This window comes from Actinoplanes sp. NPDC051859, from assembly GCF_044452725.1.
Lineage (GTDB): Bacteria > Actinomycetota > Actinomycetes > Mycobacteriales > Micromonosporaceae > Actinoplanes.
This window is the reverse complement of sequence record NZ_JBITBX010000006.1, coordinates 386,034-405,437: the sequence shown is the minus strand read 5'-3', so window position 1 is coordinate 405,437 and position 19,404 is coordinate 386,034. Positions and strand designations below refer to the sequence as shown.

18 protein-coding genes are annotated in these 19,404 nt (G+C 69.6%); 3 read left to right on the top strand and 15 right to left on the bottom strand.

The genetic code is table 11. From position 1 onward, the window contains the following. Positions 1 to 220 precede the first annotated feature (220 nt). Positions 221 to 1,240: a YbhN family protein gene (locus ACIA1L_RS18510; RefSeq protein ID WP_396073988.1), complete on the top strand. Its 1,020-nt coding sequence runs from the start codon at positions 221 to 223 to the stop codon at positions 1,238 to 1,240. Here the strand turns inward: ACIA1L_RS18510 and ACIA1L_RS18505 are convergent. From ACIA1L_RS18505 to ACIA1L_RS18495, 3 genes are all read right to left on the bottom strand, one after another. Continuing rightward, positions 1,203 to 1,982, bottom strand: a complete 780-nt coding sequence (locus ACIA1L_RS18505; protein WP_396073987.1) for a tetratricopeptide repeat protein — start codon at positions 1,980 to 1,982, stop codon at positions 1,203 to 1,205. The genes ACIA1L_RS18510 and ACIA1L_RS18505 overlap by 38 nt on opposite strands. 93 nt (positions 1,983 to 2,075) lie before the next feature. Beyond that, complete coding sequence (locus ACIA1L_RS18500) at positions 2,076 to 2,663, bottom strand: TMEM165/GDT1 family protein (protein WP_396073986.1); 588 nt, start codon at positions 2,661 to 2,663, stop codon at positions 2,076 to 2,078. Positions 2,664 to 2,937: 274 nt separating this feature from the next. After that, positions 2,938 to 4,530 (bottom strand): alpha/beta hydrolase, encoded by a 1,593-nt coding sequence (locus ACIA1L_RS18495; RefSeq protein ID WP_396073985.1) that lies wholly within the window; start codon positions 4,528 to 4,530, stop codon positions 2,938 to 2,940. A gap of 347 nt (positions 4,531 to 4,877) precedes the next feature. On the opposite strand from ACIA1L_RS18495, the gene ACIA1L_RS18490 reads away from it, so the two are divergent. Next, complete coding sequence (locus ACIA1L_RS18490; protein ID WP_396073983.1) at positions 4,878 to 5,390, top strand: hypothetical protein; 513 nt, start codon at positions 4,878 to 4,880, stop codon at positions 5,388 to 5,390. On the opposite strand, the gene ACIA1L_RS18485 is transcribed toward ACIA1L_RS18490, so the two are convergent. Then, the gene (locus ACIA1L_RS18485) at positions 5,380 to 6,663 is read right to left on the bottom strand and encodes an APC family permease (protein ID WP_396073982.1); all 1,284 of its coding nucleotides are present in this window, start codon (positions 6,661 to 6,663) and stop codon (positions 5,380 to 5,382) included. The two genes, ACIA1L_RS18490 and ACIA1L_RS18485, sit on opposite strands and share 11 nt — an antisense overlap. Before the next feature lie 86 nt (positions 6,664 to 6,749). Beyond that, entirely contained in the window at positions 6,750 to 8,105 is a 1,356-nt protein-coding gene (locus tag ACIA1L_RS18480) for an ABC transporter substrate-binding protein (protein ID WP_396073980.1), read from the bottom strand. Between the two features lie 131 nt (positions 8,106 to 8,236). Here ACIA1L_RS18480 and ACIA1L_RS18475 point away from each other — a divergent pair, with 131 nt between their 5' ends. Continuing rightward, positions 8,237 to 10,486, top strand: a complete 2,250-nt coding sequence (locus tag ACIA1L_RS18475) for a putative bifunctional diguanylate cyclase/phosphodiesterase (RefSeq protein WP_396073979.1) — start codon at positions 8,237 to 8,239, stop codon at positions 10,484 to 10,486. Between the two features lie 8 nt (positions 10,487 to 10,494). Here ACIA1L_RS18475 and crcB read toward each other — a convergent pair whose 3' ends face one another. The 10 genes from crcB to ACIA1L_RS18425 form a co-directional block, all read right to left on the bottom strand. Further along, positions 10,495 to 10,854 carry a fluoride efflux transporter CrcB gene (gene crcB, locus ACIA1L_RS18470; RefSeq protein ID WP_396073977.1) on the bottom strand — a complete coding sequence of 120 codons (360 nt, stop codon included), beginning with the start codon at positions 10,852 to 10,854 and terminating at the stop codon, positions 10,495 to 10,497. Next, entirely contained in the window at positions 10,851 to 11,237 is a 387-nt protein-coding gene (locus ACIA1L_RS18465; protein ID WP_396073975.1) for a fluoride efflux transporter FluC, read from the bottom strand. Before ACIA1L_RS18465 ends, crcB begins: the two co-directional genes overlap by 4 nt. A gap of 10 nt (positions 11,238 to 11,247) precedes the next feature. Then, entirely contained in the window at positions 11,248 to 12,051 is an 804-nt protein-coding gene (locus tag ACIA1L_RS18460; RefSeq protein ID WP_396073974.1) for an ABC transporter permease, read from the bottom strand. Beyond that, the gene (locus tag ACIA1L_RS18455) at positions 12,048 to 13,022 is read right to left on the bottom strand and encodes an ATP-binding cassette domain-containing protein (protein ID WP_396073972.1); all 975 of its coding nucleotides are present in this window, start codon (positions 13,020 to 13,022) and stop codon (positions 12,048 to 12,050) included. Before ACIA1L_RS18455 ends, ACIA1L_RS18460 begins: the two co-directional genes overlap by 4 nt. A gap of 195 nt (positions 13,023 to 13,217) precedes the next feature. Next, positions 13,218 to 14,246 (bottom strand): hypothetical protein, encoded by a 1,029-nt coding sequence (locus ACIA1L_RS18450; protein ID WP_396073970.1) that lies wholly within the window; start codon positions 14,244 to 14,246, stop codon positions 13,218 to 13,220. Continuing rightward, positions 14,243 to 15,205: a hypothetical protein gene (locus ACIA1L_RS18445; RefSeq protein WP_396073969.1), complete on the bottom strand. Its 963-nt coding sequence runs from the start codon at positions 15,203 to 15,205 to the stop codon at positions 14,243 to 14,245. Before ACIA1L_RS18445 ends, ACIA1L_RS18450 begins: the two co-directional genes overlap by 4 nt. Then, entirely contained in the window at positions 15,202 to 16,779 is a 1,578-nt protein-coding gene (locus ACIA1L_RS18440) for a hypothetical protein (protein WP_396073968.1), read from the bottom strand. The genes ACIA1L_RS18445 and ACIA1L_RS18440 overlap by 4 nt, the downstream gene beginning before the upstream one ends. A 15-nt stretch (positions 16,780 to 16,794) precedes the next feature. Further along, complete coding sequence (gene pseI, locus ACIA1L_RS18435; protein ID WP_396073967.1) at positions 16,795 to 17,835, bottom strand: pseudaminic acid synthase; 1,041 nt, start codon at positions 17,833 to 17,835, stop codon at positions 16,795 to 16,797. After that, a complete protein-coding gene (locus tag ACIA1L_RS18430; protein WP_396073966.1) occupies positions 17,832 to 18,308 on the bottom strand; it encodes a GNAT family N-acetyltransferase in 477 nt (158 codons plus the stop codon). Before ACIA1L_RS18430 ends, pseI begins: the two co-directional genes overlap by 4 nt. Further along, positions 18,305 to 19,348: a glycosyltransferase family 2 protein gene (locus ACIA1L_RS18425; protein ID WP_396073965.1), complete on the bottom strand. Its 1,044-nt coding sequence runs from the start codon at positions 19,346 to 19,348 to the stop codon at positions 18,305 to 18,307. The genes ACIA1L_RS18430 and ACIA1L_RS18425 overlap by 4 nt, the downstream gene beginning before the upstream one ends. Between the last annotated feature and the right edge of the window lie 56 nt (positions 19,349 to 19,404).

Genomic DNA, 19,404 nt, shown 5'->3' with positions numbered 1-19,404 from the left:
GCGGGGGCGAACAGGTCGGCCACGACAGGGCTCCTCAGCGGCGGGATACGTCGTCTCGTTCTACCGACGAGATCATCGCCGGTCAATCGAGCATGGTGACGTCCGCCCGGCTGTCGGCGCAAATCCGGTGCGAAGGTGCAGGCCGCGTGATGGAGCCCACGGGGCGGATCGGCCCGGATGTGGTCGCCTCGCCCGCCGGAGGATGCGACGATCAAGGGCGATGGTGGACACGACCCCGCCCTGGTGGCGCCGCGGGCCCGTGGTGGCCGCGGTGGTCGCGCTCATCCTGATCACCGAGCTGATCGTCGGCTGGCGGCCCCTGATGGATGCGCTCGATCAGCTCAGCGCACCCCGCTGGAACTGGGTGGCGGGCGCCCTGGTCGCCGAGATCGCGTCGATGGGCTGCTACGCCCGGATGCAGCGGGCCCTGCTCCGCGGCGCGGGCACCAAGGTGCAGGTCCGCAAGCATGTGGCACTCGCGTACGCGGCGCATTCGCTGAGCGTGACGCTGCCGGGCGGCCCGGTGTTCTCGACCACCTTCAACTTTCAGCACATGAAGCGGTTCGGCGCCTCGTCGGCGGTGGCCTCGTGGTGCATCGCGCTCAGCGGCGTGCTGTCGGCCGGGGCGCTGGTCGTGATCGGAGCGGTGTTCGGCATCCTCACGCGCAGCACCGGGAGCTGGCAGACCCTGGTCACCTACATGGGTGGGGCGCTGCTGGTGGCGCTGGGCGTGCGGCTGCTGGCACAGCATCCGGAGTGGCTGATCCAACCGGCCCGGTCGCTACTCAGCCAGGTAAACCGACTGCGACGCCGACCGCCGCAGGCCGGCCACGCCAAACTCGCCGGGTTCGTGCACCAGTTGCGCTCGGTGCGGGTGCGGCCGCTCAATTTCGCGTACGCCGTGGTGCTGGCCGTCCTCAACTGGCTGCTCGACGCGCTCTGCCTGTGGATGTGCTGCATCGCGGTGGGGGCGGGTGACATCGGTCCGGCGCAGCTGGTGATTGCCTACTGCGCGGGGATGGCGGCGGCGAGCGTACCCATCGTGCCTGGCGGTTTGGGTGTGGTCGACGGCGCGCTGATTCTCGGCCTGGTGGCCGGGGGGCTCACCACCGGGTCAGCGGTCGCGGGCGTGGTGCTCTACCGGCTGATCAGCTTCGGCTTCATCATCGGGACGGGTTGGCTGGTCTGGTGGGTGATGCGGGCTAGGGCCGGTACTCCTCAGGCCGCGACGGCCCGCTAGCCGCGTCCGACTTACGGCCGAACAGCTTCCAGCCGCGCTTCTTCTTCTCCGGCTCGCGGATGACTTCGCCGTTGAGGACGGCGAGCCGGTGCTGGGCGACCGGGTTCTCCGGTTCCAGCTTCAGCGAGACCAGGAAGGCCTGTCGGGCCTGGTCTGTGTGGCCGAGCGCGTCCAGCGTCACGCCGTGGGTGAAGTAGAAGTGCGCTTCCTTCGGGTCGAGCCCGACGGCGGTCCGGGCGGCCTGTTCGGCGTCGGCGTACTGCCGGTCGGCCGCAAGCAGGGACCAGGCCACGCGGTCGTGCCAGAGCGGGTTCTTCGGCTCGACGATGATCGCCCGGTAGGCCATCGTGACCGCTTCCTCGTGCCGGCCCAGCAGGGTGAGCGCCCGGCTGGCCATGGCGAGCGGGCGGGCGTCTTCCGGTGCCAGGTCGATGGCTCGGTTGGCCGCGTCGAGGGCCTTGTCGACCTCGTCGAGGACGAGCCGGATGCGGGCCAGCAGGATCCAGCCTGCGGCGGACTGTGGGTCGGCGGCCAGCACCGGATCGAGGTGCTGGGCCGCCGCGGCCGGGTCGACCCGCTCGAAGAGGGCAGCCGCGCGGGCGACCCCGATCTCGGTGGGCGTGGTCAGCCCCTCGGAGCCGATCTGCTGCGGGGGACCTGCCGGGGCGCCCGGCGCGGCAAGGCCGGGGGCTCCCGGCGCCACGCGCGGACGGTTCGCGGCCGGCGTCTCGACGTCGGTCATCGGCTCTGTCCCGCCCGCGCGAAGGTAAAGATCACACGGTCATCATCGGCAGGTTCGGTCCCCTTTTTGAGCCGTTTTGCGGGAAAACCACTCCTAGCGCAGCTCGGCGATCGCTTCGACGAGCAGCCAGATGCCGAAGATGGCGAACAGAGCGGCGGCGCCGTACTTGATCACCTTTTCCGGCAGGTGCCGGCCGAGCAGCCGGCCGACCAGGATGGCGAGCGCGTCTGCGGCCACCATGCCGATGGTCGAGCCCAGCCAGGTGCCGAACCAGCCGTACTGGGTAGCCAGGGTGATGGTAGCCAGCATGGTTTTGTCGCCCAGCTCGGCCAGGAAGAACGCGCCGCCGACCGCCCAGATCGCCGAACCGGTCGAGCGCTCGGCCTTGGTTTTCTCGTCGTCGGTGAGCTTGTCGCCGCGCAGAGTCCAGGCCCCGAAGGCCAGGAAGGCGATGCCGGCGACCAGGGAGATCCAGCCGGTGGGCAGGGATGCGCCGAGGCCGTACCCGATGCCGACCGACACCGCGTGCACCACCGCGGTCGCGATCGTGATGCCGATCAGGACCGGGACAGGCTTGAACCTGGTGGCGAAGGTCATCGCCATGAGCTGGGATTTGTCGCCGAGCTCGGCGACGAAGATGACGGCGAAGCTGACCGCCGTCGCGATGAGGAAACCATTCATGCCGTGCTACTCCCGGTGCATTGTCCGACCGGGGCTCAGGCGCGGGGCGACCTCGACCCGGCCAGGATGTCGTCCCGCGCGCGGACGCGCGGCCTTGGCCAAGTCGAAGGTCTCGCTCGCCCCGGTTAACCGAGGCCGCGTGGCCGGACCCATCAGGCCGGAAGGCCTGGTGGATCAGTATGTCGACCACGACGTTGGGAGCTACTCCCCTTCGCAGCTCTCGAGCATAGCCGAACGCCGGCCTGCCGAGGCAGACCGGCGTTCGGGATCACCGTCAGTGCTCGGTGATCAACTTCTGGAGGTCGAGGCGGGTGAGCTGAGTGCCGCTCTCGCGCTTCGCGTCGGCGGCCGACGGGTCCGGTGCGGTCAGCGGCGCGCACCGCTTGTCGGACATGTTGGCCTTGATCCGCTTCGGCAGCTTGCCGCTGGTCAGGTACTCGGCGATGGTGTCGTCGACGCAGGCGTTGCCGAACAGCGAGCCCGAGTGGGTGGTGCCGCCGACGCCCTCGATCAGCGCGGACCGCGGGAAGCGCTTGCGCACCTCGAGGCTGCCCGTGTACGGCGTGGCCGCGTCCAGGGTCTCGCTGATCAGCAGGATCGGCGGGGCGTCCTTGCCGTTCACCTTGACCGGCACGCCGGGCTTGGCGGCCCAGTTCAGGCAGGGCGCGTTGAACCAGGCGTTGCCCCACGTCTCGAACGGCGCCTTCTTGTGCACCTTCCAGTTGTCGGCCTTCCACGTGGACCACGAGGACGGCCACTTGACGTCGGTGCACTGCACGCCGAGGTAGACGGCGTAGCCGTTGTCGGCACCCTCACCCTGCGGGTAGCTGCCGTCGTAGAGCGCCTTCAGCTCCTTGTGGTCGCCGTCGTTCACGAGTGCAGAGAACGCCCGGCCGACCGCTTCCCAGCCGAACACGTAGTAGCCGGCCTGGAGGAAGACGTCGGTCAGCTCGTCCGGGCCGATCACGCCACCCGCGGGCTTCTTGACCAGCTTGGCCTGCTCCTTGTAGAAGCGCTTCTCGACCGACTTGGCCGTCTTGCCCAGGTGGAAGACGTCGTGGTGCTCGGCCAGCCAACCGAAGTAGATCTTGATGTTGCGGTCGAAGGCGATGTCCTGGTCGAGGTTGGCGTCGTACCAGACCCGGCCGGGGTTCACGTTGCCGTCGAGCACCATCCGGCGGACCTTGTCGGGGTGCAGGGTCGCGTAGACCTGGCCGAGGTAGGTGCCGTAGGAGAAGCCGTAGTAGTTGATCTGCTCCGCGCCGAGCGCCTTGCGGATCAGGTCCATGTCCTGCACGGTGTCGGTGGTCCGCAGGTGTCCGAGGAGGTCACCGCCGGCCTTGGCGCAGTCCTTGGCGTACCCCTTGGCCTTGGCCCGCCAGGTCGCCTCGATCTCCGCGGTGCTGGGCACGTACGGCGGCCGGTTGTAGCTGGAGTAGTCGCCGTCGCACGCCAGGGCCGGCTCGCTGGAACCCACGCCGCGCGGGTCGAAGCCGATCCAGTCGTACGCGCCGCCCGCCCCGTTGGGCACGAAGTCGCCGAGCACCGAGAGGGTGAGGCCGGAGCCGCCGGGACCGCCGGGGTTGACCAGCATGACGCCTTGGTACTTCTTCTCGGACACGGTGTGCTTGATCCGGGACACTGCCAGCTTGATCCGCTTGCCGCCGGGCTCCGCGTGGTCGAGCGGGACGCTGATCCAGCCGCACTCGGCCTTGCGCGCCTGCAGGACCACGCTGTCGCACTTGCCCCAGTTGATCTTCGGTTGTCCGGCCGCGGCCCGGGGTGGCTCGGCCGTCGCGGCGGTGGCCGCGACCGCGCCGCACCCCACGAGCGCGAATGTGGCGGCGACCGCCAGAACTCTTCTCATGCCTAGCCCTTCGTGTGGTTTCGCCCCTTATGCTCCGGGGCGGAGCAGCGGATGACCGCTGTCCACGCCGGGGCACTACCACGAAAGAGCCGGTTCAGGCGGCGCTTTCCTCAGATCTGCCGGGCACACCGAATCCGCTGGGCAAACAAGGCGCAACCACCGAGCGCACCCCCGCCGCGGCCAAGACCGCGCGCAGCCTCACCGCGACGCTGCTGACCACCGCTTTGACCTGACCTGCGCAATCAGCGGCGTGGGCAAGAATTCGCCGATATTTCTTGCGATATGCACCCGTACGCGCCCGGGGAATATGCGCCGACTCGGGGTAATCGTGGTGTCACGATGCGGTGATGGAGTTTTGGGGCCGGCAGCCGTGCTGGCTGCACCCGCACATGGGGACGACCGTCGACGGCCGCGCTCCCCAGGCGTACATGGTGGCGTTGCAGCACGTCGTGGTGACACTGGACGCCGACCCGGAGTGGCTGCGGTGGTGGCGGGCGTCCGGCGTACCCGAGTGTGAGCTGGGGATAGTGGCCGAGGAACAGGTCGAGCAGCTGCGGCCGAGCGCCGACATCCGCAAGGTGACCGGCAAGGTCCGAGCCAACTTCACCTGTGCGGCCCCGACCACGCTGGACCGCCGCCCGGCCGAGTTGTTCCCGCTGGCCGTGCGCGAGGTCACCGGCATGTTCGAGGTGATCCGGGAGGCCATCGGGCTCGGCGACCTGCCCCCGGTGCCGGACCTGCCCGACCTGCCCGACCAGGTCGAGGAGCTCGAGGTGACGCGCAAGCCGCTGCAACCCGATGTCAAGCTGACCCAGATCCAGGAGTTCTTCGGCGACGGCGACGGGCCACCTAACGGTTGACCCGCTCCGGCCGATGCGCGCCCGGGGTGCGCGGCCGCGGCACCGATGCGGATGGCGGAGTCACCACGACGGCCGCACCATCGAGTCCGATCCCCGCATAGACAACCGGCCGCACGAACCGCAATGCCAGGCCATAGAGCGCGCCGAGCAAAGCGACACCACCCGCAGCTACGGTCAGGACCGGAAAGTCCACATAGGCCAGGTACGCCAGCACGCCCAGCGCTACGGTCGACACGGCAGGTGCCACGAACCGCCGCCATACACTCTCCCCTGCCGGATGACGGTTGAGGAACAGCAGCGCAGCGAGCGAGGTGGCCGTGAGCAGGAGCACGATGCCCAGGCTGCCACCGATCACGAGCCGACTGCCGAACGTTTCGACCGAGCGACCGGAGAGCACGCCGCCGCCGATGAACAGCCCAGCGGTCAAGCTCTGCGTCAGTGACGCCGGGCGGCGCGCGGCGAGTTCGGCCGACAGCACCCGCTCCCGACCCAGCACGACGAGATAGCGGACGACGGTGTGGTGCAGGGCCAGCATGGCGGCAAGCAAACCGGCCACCACCAGCGCGTGACCGAGCATGGCTGTCCACTGCGGCAGGCGGCTCGCTGACACCGTCCCGCTTGCTGCGGCGTACAGAATGGTCAGGACCAGGACCGCCCACCCGGCCGGACGGGCCGACACTCGGCGGGCTTCTGCGGCATAGGCGGTCGCCGTCTCGACACCCACGAAGGCCACGATGCCGACGAGCAGTTGCCGAGGTTGCCACCCTTCCGCGGCGACCGGGCCAGGGCCGGCGCTCAGCAGATCTGCGGCGCCCCAGGCGACGAGCCCGATCCCACCGAGCACCGGTACGGCCACCAGCCCCACGGTGAGCTGCGGATGCACCATCCCACCCACCGCGACGACGACCCAGCAGGCGGCAGCGACCGCCCACCAGGGCACGTCGATCAGCGGGGCGGCCGCCGCGCCGAGAAGACCGTAGAGCCCGATCTGCGCCGCGTTGTAGGAGACCAGAGCCAGGCAGGCCGCACCGACACCGAGCGGGCGGCCCAGCCCGTGCGCGACGAAGGTATAGAGCGCACCCGGGCCGGGCAGGCGCCGAATCATCGCCGCGCAGCCCACCAGGAAGATCAGCAACACCGCGCCGACGGCCAGGAAGAGCATCGGGAAGGCCGCATCGGTGCTGCCGGCGGTCAGCGGCGTGGCCGCGGCGAGCGCGAGACACGCGACGGACGCGCCACCGAGGCGTCTCGCCGCCGCAGGAGGCGGAGGCACCGCTCTAGCTGAACCCCCGGCACGCTGCGCCAGCAACCCTTTGTCATCAATTACTAACTGCACGTGCGGAAGTTGGCACGAGCCCGTCACCGGTACTTCGTCGCCACCGCATCGGCGAGCCGCTGTCCGTCGGTCAAGGCCTGATCGACGGTGGTGGTGCCCACGATGGCCGCGCTGATCTCCTGCGACACCTTGGTGCCCAGCTCGGCGAACTCGGGGATGCCGACGAACTGGATGCCCAACGCCGGACGCGGTTGCAAGCCCGGATTCTGCGGCTTCGCGTTCTCGATCGAGCCGAGCGTCACGCCGGCGAAGGCCTTCGCGGACTCCTGGTACTCCGGGATCGCATAGGTCGACTCGCGTTTGCCGGACGGGACCCGGGACCAACCGAGGGTCTTGCCGACCAGCTGCTCGTACTCCTTGCTGGTGGCCCAGGAGATGAACTGCCAGGCGGCGCCGTCCTTCTTGGTGGTCCGCGGCATGGCCCACGCCCACGTCCACAGCCACCCCGAATATTCGGTACGCGCCACCGGGGCGTACGCGTAACCGACCTTGCCGGCGACCTTCGATGCCTGTGGGTCCTCCAACGGGCCGGCGGCCGACGTGGCGTCGTACCACATGGCGGCCTTGCCCTGGCCGAACGTGTTCAGGCACTCGGTGAAGCCGGACTGGGCGGCGCCGGGCTGGCCGTACCGCTTGACCAGGTCGACGTAGAGGCTGGTTGCGGTGCGGAACTCCGGTGCGTCCAGCTTCGGCGTCCAGTCCTTCTCGAACCAGGTGCCGCCGTAGGTGTTGACCACGGTGGTCAGCGGGGCCAGCATCTCGCCCCAGCCGGGCAGGCCGCGCAAGCAGATCCCCGCCACGCCGTTCCTCTTGTCGTCGAGCTTGCGGGCAAACCCGACGACCTGCGCCCACGTGGGCTTCTCCGGCATGGTGAGCCCCTTGGCCGCGAACAGCTCCTTGTTGTACATGAGAAAGGACGACTCGCCGTAGAACGGCGCGGCGTAGAGCTTGCCGTCGTCACCGGTCAGCGACTGCACCATCGGCTTGATCAGATCGCCGGCGTCGTACCCGGAGTCGGCGGCGGCCTGCGTCGACAGTTCGTGCAGCCAGCCGTTCTTGGCCCAGATCGGCACCTCGTACGCCCCGACCGTGGCGACGTCGTACTGCCCGCCGGCGTTCGCGACGTCCCGCGTCACCTTTTCCCGAAGCTCGTTCTCGGGCAGCGTGGTGAACTGCACGGTGATGCCGGTCTGTCGGGTGAAGTGCTCCGCGGTGAGTTTCTGGATGTCCGCCATCTGCGGGTTGCCGACCATCAAGGCGGTGATGGTCTTGTCGGCGGTGGTGTCATCGGGCACATCGTCGCCGGTGCACCCGGACAGCGCGAGCACGCCGAGGGCCACGCCGGCGATCGACAGGGCGAACTTCCTGGGTTTTTGCACCGCGAAACCTTCATGGGAAGACAGGTAAAGGACATCATGTCATCGCCGGATAAATGTGGACGAACTTTCGCGGAGGAGATCACCACCGGGAAAAGCTCAAGTCCCGCCGGGCCAGGCCGACAGACGACGTCATGGGCATGCTCGCTACTCAGCAGCAACTGACGGCGTTTCTCTCCGCCGTGGCCGACCGGCCGGACGGACCCGCGGCACAGTACGCGGCCGTCGAGTGTGCTGCGCGTGCCCTGGACACGGACGCCGCCGTCCTGATCATCGACGGCGGGGTGGTCGCCTCCGTGGGCCTGCCCGCCGAACAGGTGCCCGTCGCCGCCCTGCACCGGGCCGCCGACAACGGCAGCGGCACCCTCGACCTGGCAGGCACCACCTACGACATCGCGTACGCCCAGCTCAGCGGCCCGGCCACCGGCATGCTCGTGGTCGGCCGCTACCGCAACCCGTTCTCCGAAGCAGACGTCTCCCTGCTGCGCGGGATGGCCCGGGTGCTCGAACTGGGCCTGCAGGCGTTGCACCTCACCGAGGCGGAACGCCGGCTCGCCGACTCGCTGGACGAACGGCAACGGCTCTTCGAGAACCTCAGCCGGATCCAGCGCCTCATCGCCCGCCGCGCCCCGCTGCAGAAGATCCTCGACTCGATCACCACCAGCGCCACCGACCTGCTCGGCCTCGAGATCGCCTCGCTGAACGTGTTGGAGAAGGACGACCCGTCGCTGGGCAGCATGATCTCCAGCGTCGGCTTTCCGCCCGACATCCTGCCGAAGATGAAACGCGTCCCCTTGGGCTCCGCGGGCGCCGCTGGGCAGGCCGTCCTGACCAACGAACTGATCCTGGTCGAGGACTACGAGAACAGCCCGTACGCCATCCCCGAGGTCGTCCGGTCCCGGATGCGGGCGGTCATGGCGATTCCCGTGCACGAGAACGGGGCGGTGGTCGGCTGTCTCACCGTCGGCACCTACAAGGGCACGCGGCAGTGGGATCAGCACGCACAGGAGATCCTGCGGGCGTTCGCCGAGCACGTCAGCCTGGCCCTGACCGACGCGCAGACCCTGGAGGCGATGCACCAGGCATTCCACGACTCGCTGACCGGGCTGGCCAGCCGCGCCCTGTTCCTGAACCGGCTCGATGAGGCGTTCCGGGCGGCCCAGGAGGCCAGCACCGGGCTCGCGGTCCTCTTCGTCGACCTGGACCGTTTCAAGGTGGTCAACGACTCGCTCGGCCACGCCGCCGGCGACCTGCTCCTCGCCGGGGTCGCCGACCGCATCACGGCCTGCCTGCGCCCCACCGAGTCGGCGGCCCGGCTCGGCGGCGACGAATTCGCGGTGCTGCTCCCGACCGCGGACGACATCGACGAGGCCGTGCCGGTAGCAGAGCGGATTCTCGAGGCGCTGCGGGAGCCGTTCGACCTGGCGGGCAAGGAAACGTACATCAGCTGCAGTGTCGGCATCGCCTACAGCGCGGCTGCCGACATCACCGGCGCGCAGGACCTGATGGTGCAGGCCGACCTGGCGATGTACCAGGCGAAGAAGACCGGCAAGGACCGGCTGGAAATCTTCGAGCCGGCGATGCAGGCCGCATTCCAGGCCGGGCTCCAACTCGAAGCCGACCTGCGCCGCGCGGTCGTACGCCACGAGTTCGCGTTGCGCTACCAGCCGATCGTGCACCTGCGCACCGGGGACATCACCGGCCTCGAAGCGCTGGTCCGCTGGCAACACCCGGACCGCGGCATGATCCCGCCGCTGGACTTCATCCCGCTCGCCGAGGAAACCGGGATGATCGTCCAGATCGGCGAATGGGTGCTCCGCGAAGCCTGCCGTCAGGCCGCCGACTGGAACTCCCGGCGCGCAGGCCTGCGCCCGCTCAGCGTCAGCGTCAACCTGTCGGCCGTCCAACTCGACCAGGCCGACCTGCCCGAGATGGTGGCCGCCGCCCTGGCCGACAGTGGCCTACCGGCCGCCTGCCTGGTGCTCGAGCTGACCGAGTCGCTGGTCGTGGACCACCGACCCGCCACGCTGCGCCAGCTCACCCGGATCAAAGAGCTCGGCGTCCGGCTCGCCATCGACGACTTCGGTACGGGCTACTCGTCGCTCGCGTACCTGCGCCGTTTTCCCGTCGACATCATCAAAATCGACAAGAGCTTCGTCGACGACGTCGGCGACGTCCCGGCCGCGGCCGCCCTGACGCTGGGCATCATCCAGCTCGGCCAGGCCCTCAGCCTCTCCACCGTCGCGGAAGGCATCGAGCACGCCGGACAGCTCAACGAGCTCGCGGACGGCAACTGCGAGCTCGGCCAGGGCTACTACTTCGCCGAACCCCTCACCGACCAGGCCATGAGCGACCTCCTGTTCCCCGAGCAGTCACCCCGCTGATCTGCCGCTCAGTTGGCCGCCCGGGCGATCAGGAAGCCGAGCGTTGCCGCGCCGAGTCCGGTGAGGACACTGCCGAGGGCGTAGAACAGGGCGAGGAAGGGCTTGTTCGCACGGGCCAGGTCCAGGGTCTCCAGGCTGAAGGTGGAGTAGGTCGTCAGCGCTCCGCACAAGCCGGTGCCCAGCAGAGCGCCGAGCGCCGGACTGACCGGCAGGCCGACCAGGACACCGAGCAGCAGCGACCCGGCGACGTTGACGATCAGCGTGCCCCACGGGAACGGCGATTGCTGCCGGGCGCGGAACCATCGGTCGGTGAGGTATCGCAGCGGTGCACCGACTGCCGCGCCCGCCGCGACCAACAGCACCGTCACCGACGCACCGCGACCTCAGTGAGGACGGTGCCGAGCCACACCGCGACGAGCGCGCCGACGAGGGTCGCGGCAAGGTAGCCCACGGCGATGCCCGGGCTGGTGCGGAGAACGTCGACGGTCGCGGTGGAGAACGTCGTGTAGCCGCCGAGAAAGCCGGCTCCCCAGAACGGGCGGATCAGGCGCTGGTGCGGGCGGAAGCGGGTGATCAGCGCGACGAGCACGCCGATGAGGAAGCAGCCGGTCACATTGATGGTCCACGTCGCCCAGGCGAAACCGTCCGGTGCGGCGGGCCAGGCGACCCCGATGCCGTAGCGGGTCAGGGCGCCGAGCACCCCGCCCGCCGCGACCACGACGACCGGCCACAGCTTTCCTGGTGGGTGCACGGTGATCACGCTAGCGCGAGGCGGCCCGCCCGTACTGACGGATCGCGAGGGGCATGAAGATGACGAGGGCGGCGGCTATCCAGATGAGGCTGTAGCGAACGGGGTTCTGCAGAGCCCAGGTGTCGGGGACCAGAACCGCCGGGCTGGTGTTGCCGAAGAGGTCCCGGGCGGCCTGGGTCACCGAGGAAACCGGGTTCCATTCGGCGATGAACTTGACCACCGAGGGCAGGTTGCCGGTCGGCACGAACGTGTTGGCGATGAAGGTCAGCGGGAAGATGACGATGAAGCTGGCGTTGTTGACCACCTCGGGCGTACGGACCGAGAGGCCGACGACCGCCATGATCCAGGAGATCGCGTAGGCGAAGGCCAGCAGCAGCACCACGCCGAAGATCGCCTCGGGCACCGACGAGCGGATCCGCCAGCCGACCGCCAGGCCGGACAGGGCCATGACGACGAACGTCACCAGGTTGATGCCGACGTCGGCGGCTGTGCGGCCCAGCAGCACCGCCGAGGCCGACATGGGCAGGGTGCGGAACCGGTCGATGATGCCCTTCTGCAAATCTTCCGCGAGACTGGCGCCGGTCCAGGTGGCGCCGAAGACGACGGTCTGCACGAAGATGCCGGCCATGAGGAACTCGCGATAGTTGATGCCGGGCACCTGGATCGCGCTGCCGAAGACGTAGGCGAACAGCAGGACGAACATGATCGGCGAGAGAGTCGAGAAGACCAGGACGTCGGGGACCCGCTTGATCTTCAACAGGTTGCGGCGGGTGATGACCGCGCCGTCGGACAGGGCGGAGAGCAGCGGATTCATGCCGTGACCACCTTTGCGGCCTCGGCCGCGTGGCCGGTGAGGGTGAGGAAGACGTCATCCAGGGTCGGCCGGCGGACACCGACGTCGAGCACCGCGATGCCGTCCTCGTCGAACCGGCGCAGCGAGTCGACGAGCACGGCCGCAGCGGGCCGACTGCCGTCCACCGGCGCGGACAGTTTGCGGGTGTGATCGTCCACGCTGACCCGGCCGCCGCACACCGCGCCCAGGGCGTTCATCGCGTCGCGGATGCGGCCCGGGTCGGCGATCACCACCTCGATGACCTCGCCGCCGACCTGCGACTTCAACTCGTCCGGGGTGCCTTCGGCGATGACCCGGCCGCGGTCGACCACCACGACGACGTCGGCGAGGCGGTCGGCTTCCTCCAGGTACTGCGTGGTCAGCAGCACCGTGGTGCCGCCGGCAACCAGCTCGGCGAGGGTGCCCCACATCTCGGTACGGCTGCGCGGATCGAGGCCGGTGGTGGGCTCGTCGAGGAACAGCACCCGCGGGCGGGCCACCAGCGCACCGGCCAGGTCGAGGCGCCGCCGCATGCCGCCGGAGTACGTCTTGACGGGCCGGTTGGCCGCATCCTCGAGCCGAAACTGTTCCAACAGCTCACGGGCTCGGGCCGCGGACGGCTTCCGGCCCAGGTGGTAGAGCCGGCCCACCATGTCGAGGTTCTCGAAGCCGGTGAGGTATTCGTCCACCGCGGCGTACTGGCCGGAGACGCCGATGCGTTCGCGGACCCGTTTCGGCTCGCGCAGCACGTCGATTCCCATGACCTGAGCGCTGCCGGAGTCGGGGCGCAGCAGGGTTGTCAGCACGCGTACGCACGTGGTCTTCCCCGCGCCGTTGGGGCCGAGCAGACCCAGCACCGTGCCCTCGGGGATCGTCAGATGCAGCCCGTCCAGGGCCTTGACCTCGCCATATGTCTTTACGAGGCCGTCCGCTTCCACCGCCATCGTCGTCATGGGCCCGACGCTACGCCCGGCCACCGACAAGTTCCGCCGAATACGACTCGAACGTGGACCAGGAGGCCGGGAGCGGTCGTGGCGGCGCCCACTCCCGGCCTCGTTCCAGACACGCGGGCCGGCACACCCCCTCCGTGTGAACGGTCGCGTGGTCGTCCACTGTAGGCGAGCCGGCCGGGTGGCGCAGCGAGCTTGTCAGCCGACGGCCGTCGATGCGCGTGGGCAGCAAGGCTCGGCCGAAGAGACGCTTGCGGATTCGATGAGGTTGTTGCGGAGGACGACCCCGTCCGCTCGTTCGACGACGATCGGAGCCCAGGAATCGCCGGTGCCGGCCCCGCGGAGGCGGCAGTCGCGGATCGTCGTGTCTCGGTAGTGGAGTTCGCTGACCTGGCCGTCGACCTCGCTGCGGCCCCAGCCGGCGATCCGCACGGCATAGCGGGGGCCGTGCCAGCGTACGCAGATGTCGGAGATGTCAATGGCGGTGCCGATCACGCCGGCGTCGGGGACGAACCGGTCGGTGTTGTCGCCGGGTAGCAGCCGGAAGCCCATGTCGACGTCGCGCAGGCAGGCGCCCGTGACCCGGACGTCGTGCACCGAGCTGAGGTAGAAGCCTTCGACCGCGTCGCTGACCCGCAGGTCGGTGAGCGTGAGCCGGTGCGGGTGGAAGGTGGGGCCGGTAATCGTCGAGACGTCCGCACCGACCGCACCCCAGTGCACGGCAACGCCGGTGTAGCCGCCGCGGATGGTGAGATCGTGCAGGGTGACGTCGTGCACCGCACCCATGAGCGCGACGCAGTTGGCGTGTTTCTCGTCGGTCCGTTCGATGTGGACGCGGCGGATGTCGACGCGGGTGATCCACTCGGGTGGTGCGGCGTAAAGGTAGTCGCCGACGGTGATCGCTGTGCCGCGGTCGCCGCCGTGTTCGCCCGGGTCGGCCGGGGGCGGGCGCAGGCCGAGGTCGCTGATCGACACGTCGGAGCCGGCGACGTGCAGGACCGGGTGCCCGGTGCTGCCGGTCGACGCGAGCCAGGTGCCGGGCGGGCCGCCGTTCGCGCCGGCTACCTCCGTGCCGCGGATGGTCCAGCCGCCGGGCACCCGCAGTCCGTCGTCGATCGCATAGGTGCCGGGTGGCAGTTCCAGCTTGCCGGGCGCGGCCGCCAGCGCGGCACGCAGCACATGCCGGTTGTGGCCGGGGTCGCTGCCCAGGGTCGGCCGGTGGATCATCGGGTCGCGATCCGGCAGGACAGCTGCCGGTTGGCCCGCGCAAGGCCGATCAACACCGGACCCCGGGCCGGGTCGGTGCGACGCAGCTGCAGGGCTCCCGCTTCGCGACCCACCACCTCCACCGCCACGGGTACGCCGGTCAGCAGGTCGATCGCCTGGACGGCCGCACCCGGGGCGGGCCGCAGCACGGTGGAGCGCATGGCGAGGGTACGGATCGCAGCGCGGCGGGCGATCCGGAGCACTTTGAACCCGGCGCGGGCGGGCTTGCGACGGGTCCACCTGTTCGACGGCGAGCGCGGTACGGGCGGCGCCGGCGGCACGGGAGTCGTCTCGAGCCGGAACTGCTCGGGTCCGTCGGCGGGCAGCAGCGCCAGGTCGCAGCCCGTGAAACCGGCCGGCACCGGGCTTGCGGTTGTGGGGGGCTGCGGGCGTACGGAAATGTGGTCTATCCGGACGCCAAGGGCGGGCCGCGCGGCGATCCGATCGTGCACCCACTCGGGTCGCGGGGGTTCGGCGAGCTCGACCATCAGCAGGCCGTCGCCGTCGAGGTCCGCCGCGGCCAGGTCGAACTCGACCGTGACCTGGGCGCCCGCGGCGTGGCGGAAGCCCTGGTGTCGCGCCAGCAGAGCGGCGCCGCGGAGCTTGCCCTGGGCGCGGACGAGGACGAGGCGGGGCAGTTCGGGGGCGAGCCGGGGCGGGCGGACCCGGTCGGCCCACCACCGGGTGGAGGTCTCGTCGAGCTGGATTCCCACCGAGACCCGGGTGGCAACGCCGGGGTCGCGCAGTTTCAGGCCGACCGCACCGTGGTCGCCGGTGACCCGGCCGAGGATCGCGACGCCGCGGACCACCTGGTCGACGATGCACACACCGGAGTCCTGACCGCTGGCGACCTCGATCGGCAACCCGTCGAGGACCTGCGCGGGCTCGTCGAAGTCGGTGCCGAACCAATCCCCGATCATGGGAAATCCGTCCGGGTGAGCATCGGCTCCTGCCGGGTCCACATCCGCTCGACCGCGGCGAACAGCGGGTCGGCGTCGGCTTCGATGTGCCGGAATGCGGCCCGCATGGTTTTGAACAGGGTGTCGGCGGGCCACACTTCCCACTGCGGGACGAGCGGGGTCACCACGTCGGTGCCGCTGCGGTAGAGCCACAGCCACAGCCGCGCCCGCCGTACCTGTTCCTCGCTGACCAGGTCGGTGCCGTCGGCGATTGCGGAAATGCTCTGGTCGAGAGTTTTCCAATATGCGTCCTGATCCTCGACGACCGTCGACAGCCCGCACGAGCTCCACTCCGACCAGCCCGCCTGAATGACCGGGATGCCGTACGCGGGCAGTTCGTTGCTGACGCTGCCCCGCACGGTGACACCGAGGTCGGTCAGGCTCCACAGCGCGTTCTTGCTCAGCGTGGCGCTGGGTCGGAACGCCAGGTGCCGGACGCCCTGGTGGCGCTTGGCGACCGAGTCGAAGAAGCGGGTGGAGTCGTAGAGCGCCTGGCTGGGGTGATCGAGGAAGATCCACTGCGCGCCGGTGTGCTCGGCGGCGTAGGCGGCGGTGTCCGCGAACCAGTCGGCGAGGCTGGGGAACAACTCGCGGTTGGTGCCGAGGGCGTCGGAGACGGCGTGGTTGAAAACGGTCACCACCGGCCGGTCCGGGTCGAAGCCGAGCCGGTCGACGACGTGTTTGCGCAGCCCGGCCCGCTCGGCCGGGTTGTTCAGGTCGACGGAGGCGGCCACTCCCCCGCGCCACCAGCTCGGCCGGCCGAGGTTGACCTTGGCCCGCCAGGCGACCAGTTCGGCGCTGGACCGCAATTCGTCGCGCTTCGGCCAGACCTGGCTTTCGAAGACGTCACCGATCTGCCGGGTCAGTTCCGCGCGGAACGTGCCGGTCTGGGTGTCGTGTTCGGGGAACAGCCCGTATGCCTTGAGGCAGCCGGTCTGCTGGGTGTGAATGATCGGGATGCGTGCCCGGCGGGCCGTCTCGACGGCGAGCCCCCACTGGTCGTAGTCGACGTGGCTGGTCACCAGGGCGACCACGTTGCGCCGCATCAGCTCTTGATAGAGATCGAAGAGCCTGGTCGCGTACGCGTGCCGCAGCCGATAGTCGGACCGCACCCGATAGGAGTCCGGCAGCCGCGGCACTTTGGCCAGCCGGCAGTAGGTCGCATCGGTGTACGCGACGATCGTCTCGTCGTCCCGGGCCGGGGTGTCCTGCCGGCGGACCCGGTCCCAGACGTCGATCACCTCGGTGGCGCCGTACGCCTCGGCCACTTTGCGGACCACGCCGACGTCGAAGCCACTCCACAGCGTCTTGCGCCACTGGTCTTCGACGCCGGTCAGCACCACCAGCCGTGCCGGCCTGATGCGCCGGATGGCGTTGGCGAACGCCAGGTTGCGCAGGTTCACCCGGATGTCCTGGTGGAACGCCTCCACCACGACCACCGCGTCGTCAGCGGGTTGCGGGAGGTGCTTCTCCCAGTACACCGCCGCCGAGTCGAGGAACCACTGGAATTCCTTGCCGTTCGCGTTCAACCACACCGGTGTTCGTGCCTCTCAGATCAGGTCCCAGGACAGCGGTGTGCCCTTGGCCGCGTCCCGCTGGAAGGTGCGCCCGAGCACCGTGCCGATCGTGTCGGGGGCGAGGCCGCCGGCGGGGCGGATGGACCGGACGTTGTGCTCGGTGAGCCGGTCGCCCGCCCGTACGTCGGCCACCACGTAGAGCGAGCGGCGGAACCGTAGGCCCTCCCGTTCGACCTCGGTCGCTCCGATGGTCGCCGTACCCAGCGCCGCCCAGGCCCGTTCGGTCTCGACGACGAGCTCGGCCAGTTCGAACGGTTCGAGGGAGAACGCCGAGTCGACGCCGCCGTCGGTGCGGTCCAGCGTGACGTGCTTCTCGATCAGGCAGGCGCCGAACGCCACGGCCGCCACCGGCACTCCGATGCCGAGGGTGTGGTCGCTGAGCCCGACCGGCACGCCGAACGTCTCGGCCAGCACCGGAATGCGCCGCAGGTTGGTGTGCTCGGGCGGTGTCGGGTAGGACGCGGTGCAGGACAGCACGACAAGGTCGGTGCAGCCGGCGCCGCGTGCGGCGTCCACGGCGGCGGCGATCTCGGCGACGTCGGCCATGCCGGTGGAGATGATCAGTGGCTTGCCGGTGCCCGCGCAGAGCCGGATCAGCGGCAGGTCGGTGATCTCCGAGGAGGCGATCTTGTACATCGGCGCGCCCAGCTTCTCCAGCAGCTCCACCGCAGTGCGGTCGAACGGGCTGGAGAACGGCGTCAGCCCACGCGCGCGGGCGCGGTCGAAGATCGCCTCGTGCCAGTCCCACGGCGTGTGTGCGCGCAGATAGAGGTCATAGAGATACTCATCGCCCCACAGCTCGTGACCCTCGGAGATCCGGAAGCGCGGCTGTCTGACGTCCACGGTCATGGTGTCAGCCGTGTACGTCTGGATCTTGATGGCGTGCGCGCCGGCGTCCGCGGCCGCGTCCACCAGGGCCAGCGCCCGATCCAGCGAGCCGTTGTGGTTGCCGGACATCTCAGCCACCACGTACGGCCGCCGGCCCGCGCCGATCTCCACGTCGTCGACGATCACTGCTCGGTTCCCCTCTCGGTCCACACCACGGTCCGCGGTGTGCCGTCGATCAGCCGTTCATAGCGCCGCTTCTCGACGAAGCCGAAGCGCCGGTGCAACGCCAGCACCTGCGTGTTGCTGGCTAGCGTCTCGCCGCCCAGCCGGGTCAGGCCCAGGTCGTCGAACGCGTACCGGACGGCTGCCTGCTCCAGCCGCAGCCAGGTCGGCAACAGCTCGCCGCCCAGCCCGGCCACGTCCAGATAGAAACTCCAGCTGGGCGGGTCCGCGCGCAGGTCGAAGAGCACGACGCCCTTGTCGTCGAAGATCAGCACGTGTCGCCACGGATCCGTGGTGGCGGCTTCCCACCACTTGGCGTGCTCCTCCGGCGTGATGACGTGGGTGGTCAGGCTGACCGCGCGCACGTCGGGGTGGTTACGCCAGGCCAGTACGGTGTCGCGATCGGTCTCACCAGCAGCACGCAGCACGCGCGTCACCGTAGGGTCGCTGTCGAAGCCGGTTGTGGCGCCGAAGCGATCGCCGGGCGAACCTCAGGTGACGGCTCGGGGTGGGTCTTGGTCAGTCGGTACGCCTGCCGCAGCCCGGCGTACAGCGGGTAGCTGCCGACCCGGACCAGGCGGTGCTTGAGTCCGGGGTGGCCCGGATAGCCGGCGGGCAGGTGCCGGCGGTAGTGGGTGACCATCCGCTTGAAGAACGCCCGGCGCCGGTTCGGGTGCAACCGGCCGTCGTTACCCGCGACCACCAGCAGGTGGTTGACCATCAAGGTGAACAGCTGGTGGACGAGCCACGGCTCGGGGTTGCGCGCGGCGACCCAGGACAGCATCCGGTCGTACTGGTCGAAGGCCTCGAAGTGGCGGTCGCTGCGGGTGGCGGTGATCGCGCCGAGCCGGCCGACCCGGTAGTGGTAACAGACCCGGTCGAGGACGGAGATCCGCTGTGCCGCGATCAGGACCGGATTGCTGAACGGCAGGTCTTCGTACCAGCCGGGGAGGAAGCGCAGGTTCAGCTCGTCGAGCAGGCCGCGGCGCACGATCCGGTTCCACGCCGTGTGCTGCAGTTTGATCAGGCTGGCGAGCTGGGGATCCTTCAGGACGCCGCTGCTCGCGTCGGGCTCCAACTGGCCGTTCTCGTGCACCCGCAGGTGGTCCACGAGCAGGACATCGGGGCGATCGGAACGCAGTCTGGCGAGAACCTCGCGAACTGAACCGGCGGGGAGCCAGTCGTCACTGTCGACAAACCAGACGTATTCGCCCTGCGCCTCGGACAGGCCGGCGTTGCGGGCGAGGCCCAGGCCCACGTTGTGACTCAGGTGCACGACGCGGACGTGACCGTGCCGGGCGGCGTACGCGTCGAGCATGTCTCCGCAGCCGTCCGGCGATGCATCGTTCACCGCGACGACCTCGACCAGCGCCGATTCCTCAGCGGTCAGACCAGCGCGTATCGACTCCAGGCACTGATAGAGGTAGCCCTCGACCCGGTACACCGGCACGACCACCGAGAGCAGCGCGGTATTCATGCCGATCACGCTCGACCCCTTAGGTGACGGGCGTGGAAACAAGGGTTGGCCGGAGT

Bases quoted from the DNA above. Each gene is read 5' to 3' on its own strand.
- ACIA1L_RS18475 (WP_396073979.1), top strand. From the start codon at position 8,237: ATGGGCATGCTCGCTACTCAGCAGCAACTGACGGCGTTTCTCTCCGCC.
- ACIA1L_RS18450 (WP_396073970.1), bottom strand. From the start codon at position 14,246: ATGATCCACCGGCCGACCCTGGGCAGCGACCCCGGCCACAACCGGCAT.
- ACIA1L_RS18425 (WP_396073965.1), bottom strand. From the start codon at position 19,348: ATGAATACCGCGCTGCTCTCGGTGGTCGTGCCGGTGTACCGGGTCGAG.
- ACIA1L_RS18500 (WP_396073986.1), bottom strand. From the start codon at position 2,663: ATGAATGGTTTCCTCATCGCGACGGCGGTCAGCTTCGCCGTCATCTTC.
- ACIA1L_RS18495 (WP_396073985.1), bottom strand. From the start codon at position 4,530: ATGAGAAGAGTTCTGGCGGTCGCCGCCACATTCGCGCTCGTGGGGTGC.
- ACIA1L_RS18455 (WP_396073972.1), bottom strand. From the start codon at position 13,022: ATGACGACGATGGCGGTGGAAGCGGACGGCCTCGTAAAGACATATGGC.
- ACIA1L_RS18460 (WP_396073974.1), bottom strand. From the start codon at position 12,051: ATGAATCCGCTGCTCTCCGCCCTGTCCGACGGCGCGGTCATCACCCGC.
- ACIA1L_RS18510 (WP_396073988.1), top strand. From the start codon at position 221: ATGGTGGACACGACCCCGCCCTGGTGGCGCCGCGGGCCCGTGGTGGCC.
- ACIA1L_RS18505 (WP_396073987.1), bottom strand. From the start codon at position 1,982: ATGACCGACGTCGAGACGCCGGCCGCGAACCGTCCGCGCGTGGCGCCG.
- ACIA1L_RS18445 (WP_396073969.1), bottom strand. From the start codon at position 15,205: ATGATCGGGGATTGGTTCGGCACCGACTTCGACGAGCCCGCGCAGGTC.
- ACIA1L_RS18490 (WP_396073983.1), top strand. From the start codon at position 4,878: ATGGAGTTTTGGGGCCGGCAGCCGTGCTGGCTGCACCCGCACATGGGG.